9 protein-coding genes, 1 tRNA gene and 1 pseudogene are annotated in these 12,014 nt (G+C 43.4%); 3 read left to right on the forward strand and 8 right to left on the reverse strand.

All coding sequences use genetic code 11. From position 1 onward, the window contains the following. The first annotated feature begins 546 nt into the window (after window positions 1-546). Together map and ahcY are read left to right on the forward strand one after the other, a co-directional pair. A complete protein-coding gene (gene map, locus DOE51_RS06035; protein ID WP_142695660.1) occupies window positions 547-1,311 on the forward strand; it encodes a type I methionyl aminopeptidase in 765 nt (254 codons plus the stop codon). Between the two features lie 203 nt (window positions 1,312-1,514). Then, the gene (gene ahcY / locus DOE51_RS06040) at window positions 1,515-2,933 is read left to right on the forward strand and encodes an adenosylhomocysteinase (protein ID WP_142695661.1); all 1,419 of its coding nucleotides are present in this window, start codon (window positions 1,515-1,517) and stop codon (window positions 2,931-2,933) included. 218 nt (window positions 2,934-3,151) lie between these two features. On the opposite strand, the gene DOE51_RS06045 is transcribed toward ahcY, so the two are convergent. The 5 genes from DOE51_RS06045 to DOE51_RS06065 form a co-directional block, all read right to left on the reverse strand. After that, a complete protein-coding gene (locus DOE51_RS06045) occupies window positions 3,152-3,889 on the reverse strand; it encodes a transporter substrate-binding domain-containing protein (protein WP_142695662.1) in 738 nt (245 codons plus the stop codon). 31 nt (window positions 3,890-3,920) lie between these two features. Then, window positions 3,921-4,373, reverse strand: coding sequence for a nuclear transport factor 2 family protein (locus DOE51_RS06050; RefSeq protein ID WP_142695663.1), 453 nt, complete (start codon window positions 4,371-4,373; stop codon window positions 3,921-3,923). A gap of 116 nt (window positions 4,374-4,489) precedes the next feature. Beyond that, entirely contained in the window at window positions 4,490-5,017 is a 528-nt protein-coding gene (gene orn / locus DOE51_RS06055) for an oligoribonuclease (RefSeq protein WP_142695664.1), read from the reverse strand. Between the two features lie 78 nt (window positions 5,018-5,095). Further along, complete coding sequence (locus tag DOE51_RS06060; protein WP_246845420.1) at window positions 5,096-5,509, reverse strand: response regulator; 414 nt, start codon at window positions 5,507-5,509, stop codon at window positions 5,096-5,098. A gap of 120 nt (window positions 5,510-5,629) precedes the next feature. Beyond that, window positions 5,630-5,905, reverse strand: coding sequence for a heavy-metal-associated domain-containing protein (locus tag DOE51_RS06065; protein WP_142695666.1), 276 nt, complete (start codon window positions 5,903-5,905; stop codon window positions 5,630-5,632). Between the two features lie 182 nt (window positions 5,906-6,087). On the opposite strand from DOE51_RS06065, the gene DOE51_RS06070 reads away from it, so the two are divergent. Continuing rightward, window positions 6,088-6,164: transfer RNA gene (locus DOE51_RS06070), tRNA-Asp, on the forward strand. Between the two features lie 1,187 nt (window positions 6,165-7,351). On the opposite strand, the pseudogene DOE51_RS19430 reads toward DOE51_RS06070, so the two are convergent. From DOE51_RS19430 to DOE51_RS06085, 3 genes and pseudogenes are all read right to left on the reverse strand, one after another. After that, window positions 7,352-7,825 (reverse strand): annotated as a pseudogene (locus DOE51_RS19430) (recombinase family protein); the annotation flags it as partial. Window positions 7,826-8,191: 366 nt separating this feature from the next. Next, complete coding sequence (locus tag DOE51_RS06080; protein ID WP_142695667.1) at window positions 8,192-10,858, reverse strand: DUF3987 domain-containing protein; 2,667 nt, start codon at window positions 10,856-10,858, stop codon at window positions 8,192-8,194. 110 nt (window positions 10,859-10,968) lie between these two features. Next, on the reverse strand, window positions 10,969-12,003 hold the full coding sequence (locus DOE51_RS06085) for a hypothetical protein (protein ID WP_142695668.1): 1,035 nt from the start codon (window positions 12,001-12,003) through the stop codon (window positions 10,969-10,971). Window positions 12,004-12,014 lie beyond the last annotated feature (11 nt).

Raw genomic sequence — 12,014 nt, forward strand, 5'->3', positions numbered from 1 at the left:
CCCCTGGGTTTTTTTATTTCGTCATTGCTATGGGGGATGATGAAAATGGCCCGATCGACTGCGTTGTCGGGGCTTTTCCTTCTCTCCGACGTGGCGCTGCCACGCCTCCGTTTCGAAAAAGCCCCTCCGCCTTGCGCTCGAACCATTTTGATCATCCTAATCTTGCGGGGGTAGGTCTTTCTTAGTTTAAGGGTATCTTCGTAGTTTCTTGTCTTTTCTGGCTGGTGCTTCGCACTCCGCTTTTCTTTTTGGCTTGGCCAATATCGCTTCGCTCTATTGTTGCCCCCGCATTTTAGCTCTTTGTCTTCAGTGCTCTTGTTGTTGGGGGCTGGTGCATGCGATGGGGCGTTAGAATTGAATCTGATCTTGGCTTCTTTAGGTGTGGCTTCGTTTATATTTAATTAGGGTGGTTAGTACGCTTGGTTTTTGGGTTTTTGTGAGGGGTTTTTGCCTCTCTTTAGTCTGTTTTTTCATTCTTATGTCATAGGGTGTGGGTTGGTTACGCTCTGCTTTGAGTTGTAGGTGGTTTGTGGTATAGGTTTTGTCATGGGAATTAAGCCTCTGTCTCTTGATGAGATTAAAAAAATGACTGTGGCCTGTCGTATTGCGGCCGATACTCTGACTTATCTTGAAAAATACGTTAAAGCTGGGATTTCGACTCTTGAGATTGATGAGCTCGCGAATGATTTCATGCAAACGCGAGGAGCGAAGTCGGCTTGTCTTGGGTATCATGGTTATCCTAGATACACTTGTACGTCGGTGAATGAAGTTGTTTGTCATGGTTTGCCTGATGCTCAAACTATTCTTAAAGACGGGGACATTATCAATGTCGATGTGACGGCGTTGATGGATGGTTTTTATGGCGATACTTCGCGCATGTACTTGATCGGGAATGTCTCTGATGATGCTCGTGATCTGGTTGAAACAGCGATGCTGGCTCGTGACGTTGGTATCAAAGCGATTACTCCGAATGGCTATACAGGTGATATCGGTTTTGAAACGAACAAGCTAGTGACTCGTAAGGGTTATTCAGCTGTTAAAGAGATCGGTGGGCACGGTGTCGGACGCAAGTTCCATGAAGAGCCCTTCGTTCCTTCTTTCGGTAAAAAAGGGAAGGGTGACCGTTTGGTGCCGTTCCATTGCATCACGGTTGAGCCGATGGTGAACCAAGGAACTGATGAGTATGTTGAGTTCAACATCCCTGGTTCCAGCATTAAGTACTACAACACGGCCGACGGCTTGTTGTCTGCGCAGTATGAGCACACAGTGCTTGTTACTGACACTGGGTACGAAATCCTAACTCTGCCATAGCGGCTGGTGAAAAAGGCCCAATCGACTGCGTTGTCGGGCCTTTCCCTTCTCTCCGACGTGGCGCTGCCACGCCTGCGTTTCGGGAAAAACCCTCCGCCTTGCGCTTGGACCTTTTTGACCAGCCTTGGCTTTGGGTAATTGTTGATGGAATTAGGAATTTAGAATTAAGATTAAGAGCGTTTTAAATTAACAAGGAAGATTCAATGTCATTTACGACTACGAACGGAAAAGCAATGAAGAAAAATGCAAAGCCAATGAAAGCAGTAGCTGCGAAAACAGCACCAGCGACTAAAACTTCAAACCGTGATTTCATGGTTGTTAAAGAAGCTATGGAGAACCCAGAAGTTTTCGATAAACTTGCTAAATGGGGTCGCGAAGAAATCAAAATCGCTGAAACTGAAATGCCTGGTTTGATGGCTCTTCGTAAAGAGTACGGCAAACAAAAACCTCTTAAAGGTGCAAAAATCGCTGGTTGCCTTCACATGACAATCCAAACTGCAGTGTTGATCGAAACACTTGTAGAGCTTGGTGCGGAAATCCGTTGGTCTTCATGCAACATCTTCTCGACTCAAGATCACGCGGCTGTAGCGATTGCTGCTGCTGGTATCCCAGTTTTCGCTTGGAAAGGTTTGACTGAGCAAGAGTTCAACTGGTGCATCGAGCAAACTATCACTGGTTGGGGCAAAGATGGCTTCAACATGATCTTGGACGACGGTGGTGACTTGACGAACATGATGCACGAACCACGCTTCGCAAAAGAACTTAAAAAAATCATCGGTATCTCTGAAGAGACAACAACGGGTGTTCACAATCTAGAAGTGATGTTGAAAGCTGGAAAATTGAAAGTTCCTGCAATCAATATCAATGACTCTGTCACTAAATCTAAATTCGACAACTTGTACGGTTGCCGCGAATCATTGGCTGACGGTATCAAACGTGCCACTGACGTGATGGTAGCTGGTAAAATCTGCGTTGTTGCAGGTTACGGCGACGTAGGTAAAGGTTCTGCGCATTCATTGCGTGGTCTTGGTGCTCGCGTTCTTATCACTGAAATCGATCCTATCTGTGCTCTTCAAGCTGCGATGGAAGGTTTCGAAGTAACGACTATGGATGAAGCTGCGAAATTGGGCGACATCTTCGTAACTGCGACTGGCTGCTGCGATATCATCACTGATAAGCACTTCCAATCTATGAAAAACAACGCGATCGTGTGCAACATCGGTCACTTCGATATCGAAATCGATATGGCATGGTTGAACAAAAATTCAAAAGTTCGTGAAGTAAAACCACAAGTTGATATTCACACTTTGAAAAACGGCACTCAAATCATCATCCTTGCAAAAGGTCGTTTGGTGAACTTGGGCTGTGCGACTGGTCACCCAAGCTTCGTTATGTCGAACTCATTCACGAACCAAGTTTTGGCGCAAATGGAACTTTACAACAACCGTGACAAGTACCAAGAAATCGCAGTTTACCGTCTTCCAAAACACTTGGACGAAAAAGTTGCTGCTCTTCACCTTGGCAAATTGGGTGTGAAATTGACTAAGCTTACTCAAAAACAAGCTAAGTACCTACACATGAATCAAAACGGTCCGTTCAAACCAGAACACTACCGTTACTAAGAACCCGCTTTGAAGGCCCTTAGGGGTAGTCAAAATCTTCGGACAGTCCTCGCTCGAGGCTGTCCGTTTTTTTTTGCGCTGTTGGTATCCTCGCTTGCGGAACTTGATTTTGACTACCCCTAAGGGCCTTCAAAGCTGGCATGCAGTGGTACTAGTTGGTTTGAGGCGGGGTTTTTCCCGTGGTGGGATTTGTTTGAGTAGCTGGCGCAACGGCGTTTTTATTTTTCTGCGGTTTTGTTCAGATGATTTTTGATTGTAGGGTAGGCGTCTAGGTTGCCGCTGAGGCGTTTTTTTAGGGCGGCTTCGATTTCTGGGATGTCGGCTTTGAATTTTTTGTTCATCGAGAAATAGATTGGGACTTCGCTGAAGGGTTCTTCGCTGTGGGCAATTTTGCCTTTGGCTTCTGGGTGAGCGGCGACAGAGGCTAAGCCCACTTCTTCGATGGCGATGAAGTATTCTATTTTTCCTTCAAGAAGAAGTTGCAGGCTTTGAAATGGTGAGCCTGTTGTGATGTATTTCAGACCTTTTTCTTTCGCTTTGTTTTCCAAAGCCACATTGTTTGCTGTCAGTGCACCTTTATATTTTTTCAGCTTCTTTAGATTAATTTTTTTTGCGCTTTCATAGAAGACAAGTGCGCGGGTGCGAATTGTTGGGAATGATAATGTCACGACTTGATCGCGTTTTTCTTTTGAACCCAAATCGTCATAAGTGATGGCGTCGACATCACCGTTGATTAAAATTTCATAAGTGCTGGTTGCTGGAATTGTTTTGGTAACAACGTGAAAGCCGGCGTCGCGTAAAAAGTCAGCGTGGAGATTTTGAAATTCGATCAAGGCTTGATTGCGGGTGATTCGGTAGGGCATCCCAATTGTCATCGTACGCAACTCGGTTTGAGCTGCGGCGGAAGACAGATACAAGAATAGAAAGCCGAAAAGAATCTTCACTTTCTTAATCATATGCTCGACTTTCTATTCTTACAATTTCCTTCTAACGTGGGTGTACTTCCTCTGGACGATGGCTTGGAACTGCATTCTTCACAACGTCTGCTTTTTGGACGCGTGACTGGAATTTCCATCCCATCGAAGTGCGTACGACTTTGTCGTTTTTGAAGCTTCCAGTTTCGTGAATCAAGTGATCGTGCGCGCCAATGATCATGTACTCTGAATCCACATAGGCAGAGTCGACACTTTCACCTTCGCGGACAACGGTGTTAAATTGCACCAGTCGTTTGGAGCCCATGGAAGCATCGTGCAGTTCCTTCGCAAGATTCCTGCGCAGTTGATCCCAGTTTGTGATTTTTGATTTTCCATTATCGAAAGAGATCCCGCTCTTCGCCCAGCAATCCATCGCACCTTCTTCATCGGCACCATCTAAGCAGCGGTTGTAACGGGCACACAGATCTAAAATTTCAAAACGATCGTTTGCAGAAATCAAAGTCATAACAGACTCCTTATTTGCAAAGAGTCTTGCTTACGACGTTTTGAAAGCCAAATTACCAGACCATAAATCTGAGAAAATACAGAAATAAAAAACCCGCTTCATCGAGCGGGCTTTTTTTATTTTTTGAAATTTAAATTGTCGCAGTAATGACGAAGCTCTTGGATGCTTTCGCGAATGTCGTCCAAAGCGCGATGCTTATTGGACTTCTGATAGACATAATTGAACTTGTTGTTGATGATCACTTTCCATGAAGAAACGTCCACCATGCGATAGTGCAGACGAGCAGCAAGATCAGGCATGTACTTATTGATGAACAGACGATCTTGCATGATCGAGTTACCAGCTAAAACTGGGCGATCTTTTGGATCGGGGAAAAACTTTTTCACCATATCCACTAATTTGGCCTCTACCTGATCTGGTGGCATTCCATTTGGAACTTTCGCAGTTAAACCAGATTTAGAGTGATGCTCTTTGTTCCAAGCATCCATGGCCTCGAGATATTTTTGCGGTTGTTTTACGACGGTTTCGAAAGTTTCAAGCTCTGCAAAGTTTAAATCAGTGACGATAGCAGCGACTTCGATGATCACTTCTTTTTCGACATCAAGACCTGTCATCTCCATGTCGAGCCAAAAAAGTTTATTCATGGAACAAATCCTATTCTAGGGCACGAGCCCGGGTAGGAATCCATGATGAATCATCTTAATAGGGGAGACAAGGAAAGCTTACGGATTGCCTGAAGATTGACCCATTTGCAGTGCTTTTTGCACCGTGCGGATCAAATCACGCTCATTCCAGGGTTTATCAATGAACGCAAAGACGCCAAGACGTTGTGCTTCTTGAACCATCTCTTTTTGACCGTAGCCAGTGTGGATAATGAAGGGCGTTTCGATCTTATTATCGCGCATCCATTTCAAGACTTCTAAGCCTGATTTTTTAGGCATTTTTTCGTCAGACAAAACGGCGTCGAATTTTTCAGTTTGCAAAAGCTTGATGCCTTCAGCGCCATTCGCAGCTTGCAAAATGTTTGTCGTCGTATCCTCAAGCAGAGCAACCAAAACTTCGCGCAATTCTGATTCATCATCAATAATCAGTAGGCGGCCTTGAGGTAGATTTTGTTCTGAAGTTGCGTTTGTCATAAACACCATTATGACAAACACCATGATTTTCGTCACTCATGTCCTAGGCGAAGGCTGGTCAATTTATTTTGATTAAACGCTCTGATAAACGAATGTGAATCCGAACTCGTAAAGAGTTTTTTATTTGCTAGATTTTGAGCCGGTGATTTTATAATCGCCTGCTTTTGCCATCGCTTCTTGGATTTTTTCTTGAGAGATCGTAATGCCTGGTTTCGTAGCGACAACAATTTTGCCCATCGTAACTTCGCATTTTTCCATGCCGTCCATTCCACACACTTTTGATTGGATCATCTTGGCGCAACCACCACAGTGCATGCCCTCAACCTCATAGGTAGTTGTGTCGGCAAATGCAGCACTTGTAAACAGAAGTGAGATTATAAGAATAGCCTTGTTCATGGAGACTCCTTGTTAAGATGCTTTAAAGCATAGCTTTCGATGATGTTCAAAGGCGAACAAAACGGCAAAAGTCGCTGATTTTGCTCAAAAAACCAGCATTAAACACCTCGTAAAAGAATTTTAAAAAATGTTGTTGTCAGCAACCATTACAGTAGCTATAACAAGTCTTCCAAAACACCACTGGGGTGGTAGTTAAGTTGGTTATAACGTCCGCCTGTCACGCGGAAGGCCGCGGGTTCGAGTCCCGTCCACCCCGCCATTTTGTTCTTTATCCGTACTTTGGTTCTCCAAGGTGACGGAAGAGGAAGAAGATGGAACCCCACAAGATCGATTTAGGAAAAGATTGCCATCTACGGATGGCTTTTGTTTTTTTAGGCCCCTGTTTTTTTCAGGCTCTCCGTAAAGTACCAGTTCCAATTTGTTATCCTTGTAAACTTTAATCTCTTTTATCAGTTTCTCTATGAGGTTTCGTTTTTCTGTACCCGTAAGGGTACTTAAGCGCTCACCAAATGTTCTTACCGCTTTCTTGAGGTCATCCAAGCCCGTCTTACGCAGAATCTCGTCCCGCACTTTTCTAAAGCCGTCCAACTCAGTTCTTTTCTGAAGGCGCTCAGCATTAATTTTTTCAAGTTGCTCATCCAGCCATATTAACAAGCTTTCTTTTTTGATAGCCAAATTTACGATTTGATTTTTGAGATTGGCTTCTCCTGCAGCAAGTTCAGCAAGAGATTTCTCTATGCGTCCTATCAGGTTTTCGACTTTAGGAAGCTCGCTCTGGCGTCGTAGCAAAGCTTGCTCAACTAAGTTCAAAAAATCTTTATGACTTGTGATGTATCCCTTTATGCGCTTTTCGATCAGTGTATGAATCTCATCACACCGAATACGTAAATTGTGCTTTCTGTTGTGATAATAGCGGTACTCACGATTTTTAGCGCATTGACCGCTGAAATTGCTACCATCTTCAAAAATCAATATGTGCGATAGAAGGTAGATGTAATCGTTCGATCCTGAACGCTTACTTTTCTGCTTTGTATCTTCCAGCTTGGCATTCACCGCATCGAGCAACTCGAGGTCAATAAGTGGACCGTGAGGCAGAGGAACCAGCTGGAATTGTTTTGCAGGAGGAAGGATAGACTGATCTAAATCTTTATTCTCTTCATTCGCATACCAAAGGCCTCTGTAACGCCATTTCGCATTTGCAACAACGCCTTCAATAATTCTGGCGGTAAGAGTTCTGCCCCTTGGGCCTGTGATGCCCATTGTTTTCGCGGCCTCTAAGACTTTCTTTTTGCTTGATAGTTGAACAAACAAACGAAGTATTTTTTCTGCCATTTCTAAACCCTCCGGATTCATGAGGAAATGTCCTCGTTTGTTTGGGTCGCGATCAAGTCCCAGAATTTCGGCAGCACCGTTAATCTTACCATCTTTTAAAAGACGAGCCGCTGCGTTTTCGCGAACACGGTGTGAGGTCATTTTTCTCTCAAATTCAGCAAGTGCTACCAGAATGATCAGCAACATTCTTCCAAACACATCAGATGTGTCGAGGTTTAGACCGATGATAATTACATCGACTTTGTGTTTCTCGCAGTGTCCGATTAAGTCTAAAAAGTCGACGACGGAGCGACTGAGGCGACTTAGTTCTGTGGTAACGATAAATGTAATTTGCTTAGTGGATACAAGATCCCACATCCTTTGATATTGCGGGCGTGCTGTGTTTTTTCCGGAATACCCTTCGTCACTAAGAAATTCTATAATCTTGAGCTTCTGCTTTGGTCCTTGGGAAAGATATTCAACGTGCCTTTCACAACGTTCTTTTTGGGCCTCTGGTGAGGCATCGTCCTTCCTACGTCCATCTTCGTCTTCCATTTGCCCAGTAGTACTAACACGCCCGTAAGCGATACCTAACTTAGTTGTCTTCAAATGAGTCTCCTTTGTAAGAATCCAGGGTCGTATTAATTGTGGTCGTCATCTCAACATAGTCGACGATGCACTTTCGCGACGAATAATTGTGAGAGATGAATTGAGTTTCAACTACGTGGAACTCATCGATATTCAACACGGATCCAGATCTTGTAACTTGTAACGTCTTTCTTGCGATTTTAGTTTGCTGTCGGTGCCGCGTCTTTTTTGCTCGAATGCATTCTTTACAACTACTGTCTATGCGCCCCGGACCTTTTGAGTAAAAGTCAGAACCGCTTTTAACTTGACCACATGTTGTGCAAGTCTTAGCCAGGTTTTTTAAACTTTCATTTAAAGGTGGGGCGCGCATGGAAAACTCAGATGATTCTAAATATTTGTTTCAGAGACTATGTTGCGTCTTAGAGAAGGATGTATTAGGACCACTTCACTGACGGTTCCATTTGTATTTGATTTTAAACTTACTACTTTCGCGCATCCTGCTTTTTCAAGTAAAGCCATGCCTGAAATCACATCACATCTTTTCTTTAGTTGAGGCCAGTTTTTACGATAGATCTCACGGACGGTAAGGCCATTTGTGAGAGATCCCGACTCAATTTTTTCAAGTAAAATAAGAGACTTTGCTACCTCTGGGGAGCTGCATCCAAGGTATGTCTTGCGAGCATGAGCTTCGATGATTTCACCCCAGCGTATTGCAAGAACTAAGGAGTTGTATGAAATTGGTTCAAGCTTTTCGCAGTTAGTGGATAGCTGTTCGCAAAGGTGAAAGATTAATGCGAGGGTGCAGACAGTATTAGGATGCTTGCCTAGAAAGGCTTCAAGTGCTTCTGATTTAGATTCACGTGCTTCTTTTTCTATGTTTGAAATAAGCCAAGTTACAAATAGTGACTGTGCGTGTTGCGAAAAACCAATATATGGAAGACCGGATTTATCCATGGCCTCAATACCTTTGTTCTTTGCAGAAAAGGTCGAAAGATTTTTCATAACCGTTTGAAGATCGTTGAAGGCATCAATATTGGGTTCTCGATCAACGTATCTATAAGGAACGTCATCGGGCCAGATTAGAACAAAACGCGCCATGAGGCCGTCGGCACCGGAGCCGCCGTTGTTGGCCGCGCTAATATATTCTGCCAATGGACCCGGTTGGATCCCTCCAACGATTGATGCAACAGTTGCTTTAAGAGAAACCGCTTCTCTTGATCTTCTGCGCTCAACGTAAGGCACTTTGCCGTTGTAAAGTTCAAGATAAAGTCCGCGATCTTGCTCGCGACCTTTGATATTTAAACCTTTTAACCAGGCGGAAAGCTCGTCTCTAACAATTAAGAGGCCATTGGGATTATCCTTCAAAACATCGACAAGCGCTTCTTTAGTTGTATCACTTACGAAGTAAACCACCTCGGCCGGTCTCCCATTGCGCAACTGATACTCAATACGAGCAATCTGTTCTTTAATTTCGTCACGTGAATTATTAGAATTGTCTGAGTCTTCGTGCTCTTCAGTTCGTCTCCCTCTTGAGTTGAGGGACTTCAAAAGATTGTCACGTTCTTGAGATAAAATTTTTGATTCGGCAAGCCAGTCAGCATGATTTTTCTCGTTTTGATCATGGATCTCAGCACTTAGATTTTCCAGAAAAGCAATTCCGCAACCTAAAGCGGGTGACTTCTTTTTTGATGGTCTTCCGATGAGCATCGGCCAAAGAACTGGAACGATTGTCCAGGTATCTTTCAGTTTTGGACGTATTGCTAATTTACGACCGATGAGGCTGGCTGCGACAGCAAATACTGATAGTGAAATATACTCAATGGAAACGGAAATGCGTTCGGCACAGTCTTTTATGTAGTTGCGAAAAATCGCGGGTAAATCACTATCATCGATCTGTGGTAGAGGCTTAGATCCAAATTCAATTTCTTCAGGTTCGCGATCCCACTCGTCGTCGAACTTTTCAATCTGATCGCATCCCGAGAATCCTTTATTAATGAGGTCGTCTGGAAAGTTAAGATTCTTACCAATGAATCTTAAATATTCTTCAGCTTCAGGAGTACTAAGATATTCAAGTTCACACTTCCCTTGTAAAGCATCGTCCACGCCTTTGTAATCGTGATCGCTCCAGTAAAGGAACTGGACATTGTAACCTAAATTTTTAAGCTCACCAAAAAGTCGCGCAACCGGGCGGAAGACGCCATGGTTTTTTTCAATATCACGGTCCGGAGCTAGCACTATTCTTTCGGGTTTAAGTTCAGAGATAAGTTGTAAGGATCTGCGGCAACTGCTTATGCCTGGTAGGCCTAAAGCGGTGTGAGTGGGGAATTGCTGAGTGAATCTAGTGGCCTTAAATTCTCCTTCAGTGACAATTAAAGTTTTATTGTCATGTAAACTTCCATACGCTACATGAATATTTGGATCAAGTTTAACCCCATTGCGCAGGCTGAACCAATAATAACGGGAGCCGCTATCGTCTACTTCATCTACGCGAAGACGAAGTGAAGAGATTTGTCCTTTCAAGTTCATAGATGGAATAAAAATTCCGGATCTTTTTAAAGTTTGAACTTTTGTTATTCCATCCACCTGCTTTTTTGTAAAGCCTGGGACATCGAACAAACCATCACCAAATTCACTGTAAAGGCGTTGAACTGTGAGATCTAAATTGCGGGCAGAACTATACTTGCTCTTCTGAATCGTTTCTTTGAAAAAACCCCTCTGAAGATGTAGATGCTCCATATGATCGTCGTGAAGTAGGCACAGATCCATGAAACGACGATAGATTTTGTCTCTGTGCTCGACGGCTTCATCTTCGCCTAGTGGGCGGCGCGGAACATAGCTACGAGCAGAGAAAGTCTTGCCTTCCACGTAATTGGGACCTTTGTGAACAAAGTAAGGATCGCCGTTACTGTCGATCTTTTCTCTGATGCAGCCGTCGTTCTTAAAACGACAGTTGGTAAAGGAACCATTTGAGTCTGTGCTGCACCATTTTTTTGCTCCACAGATAGGGCAAGGACTTTGGCTATTAGCTGTTTGCCAGTTTGCTGAATTTGACATGGGCTCTCCTAATGAATTTTTGGAGAGACTTGCATAGAAAAGTATTAGGACAAAGTTAGCACGCAGGCTGGTTCGTTGTTAGATTATCCAAGTATTTTTAGTGGTCGCTGTTAGTTGTGATCTTTGGTAGGTATGACTATTACTTTGAAATCATTATTGATTTGAAGAAGTCCTTCCTTATTTTTTCTTTCGCCTGGCTGAACTGTTTCCAGTAAATTGCCCAATTCAATTGTTGAAAGAGATTTTCTGAGGCCGGTAAGGGCCGTTCTGAGAGCACCACCCGTACTGGCAATTTTCTTCTGTACAAGCTGTGATGATGCCTGTGGTGCCCGTGCTAGCTGGAGCAGGATATCAACCTCCTGGTTTTTAAGATTAACTTCACCATGCCCTGCTAAAGGATAAAGGCAATTTTTCTCGGTATTTAATATTATGATTTTCTGCCTTATCAAAGCATTGATGAGTGTGATTTCCTTTTTTAAACTTGAGATGTCCTCTTTTAAATAAGTGATGCCAAGCACGCCCTCAAGGTAATGCTCCAAAAAATTAAATTGATCTATTAAGCTTTCATCTGAAAAATTGAAATTTAGAAAATCCTGTGGACTTTGAATTTTAAGTGTAAAAAATTCGACTAATGCCCAATCCCAGGCATCCTTAATTGGAGGCCATTCAATTTGACGCCACTCGGATCTTGCAATGGCGGCGTGGACTAGTTCTAAAGGCGCAAAGAACACCTCTCTCAGAAGTTGGATGCAGAAAGCATATTTGCGCTTTAAAAACTCTTCAGTGCGGTCTTTGTTTTTGAGCTCTGTGTTGATAATTGGGTAGTCTTTGAGATTTTGATGTGAGTCAGCCAACTGACAGAACTGACACCATATTTTTTCGGAGTCCTTCTTTGAAGATCCATGTCGCGAGCTTTGTGACCACTTTTTTAGGTGGCATTTGATTGCTAATGAAAGAAGAATCCAATTGAAGTCATTATTGTCTGAGGTTTTCGGTGAGTGTTTCGTAAAGTCCCGTTGTATCGTAATATAATCGCGAAATGCTAGGCGAAATGGATTGTCATTCCAACCGTCAGAATCTGTGCGGTCGAATAGCTCTACGAAAACAATTATTTGACGGTTATTTAAAACTTGCTCTGCATCCACATCCAGACTCC

It is taken from the genome of Bdellovibrio sp. NC01, from assembly GCF_006874625.1.
In the GTDB taxonomy this organism is placed as follows: Bacteria; Bdellovibrionota; Bdellovibrionia; order Bdellovibrionales; family Bdellovibrionaceae; genus Bdellovibrio.

Bases quoted from the DNA above. Each gene is read 5' to 3' on its own strand.
- map (WP_142695660.1), top strand. From the start codon at position 547: ATGGGAATTAAGCCTCTGTCTCTTGATGAGATTAAAAAAATGACTGTG.
- ahcY (WP_142695661.1), top strand. From the start codon at position 1,515: ATGTCATTTACGACTACGAACGGAAAAGCAATGAAGAAAAATGCAAAG.
- DOE51_RS06045 (WP_142695662.1), bottom strand. From the start codon at position 3,889: ATGATTAAGAAAGTGAAGATTCTTTTCGGCTTTCTATTCTTGTATCTG.
- DOE51_RS06050 (WP_142695663.1), bottom strand. From the start codon at position 4,373: ATGACTTTGATTTCTGCAAACGATCGTTTTGAAATTTTAGATCTGTGT.
- orn (WP_142695664.1), bottom strand. From the start codon at position 5,017: ATGAATAAACTTTTTTGGCTCGACATGGAGATGACAGGTCTTGATGTC.
- DOE51_RS06060 (WP_246845420.1), bottom strand. From the start codon at position 5,509: ATGACAAACGCAACTTCAGAACAAAATCTACCTCAAGGCCGCCTACTG.
- DOE51_RS06065 (WP_142695666.1), bottom strand. From the start codon at position 5,905: ATGAACAAGGCTATTCTTATAATCTCACTTCTGTTTACAAGTGCTGCA.
- DOE51_RS06080 (WP_142695667.1), bottom strand. From the start codon at position 10,858: ATGTCAAATTCAGCAAACTGGCAAACAGCTAATAGCCAAAGTCCTTGC.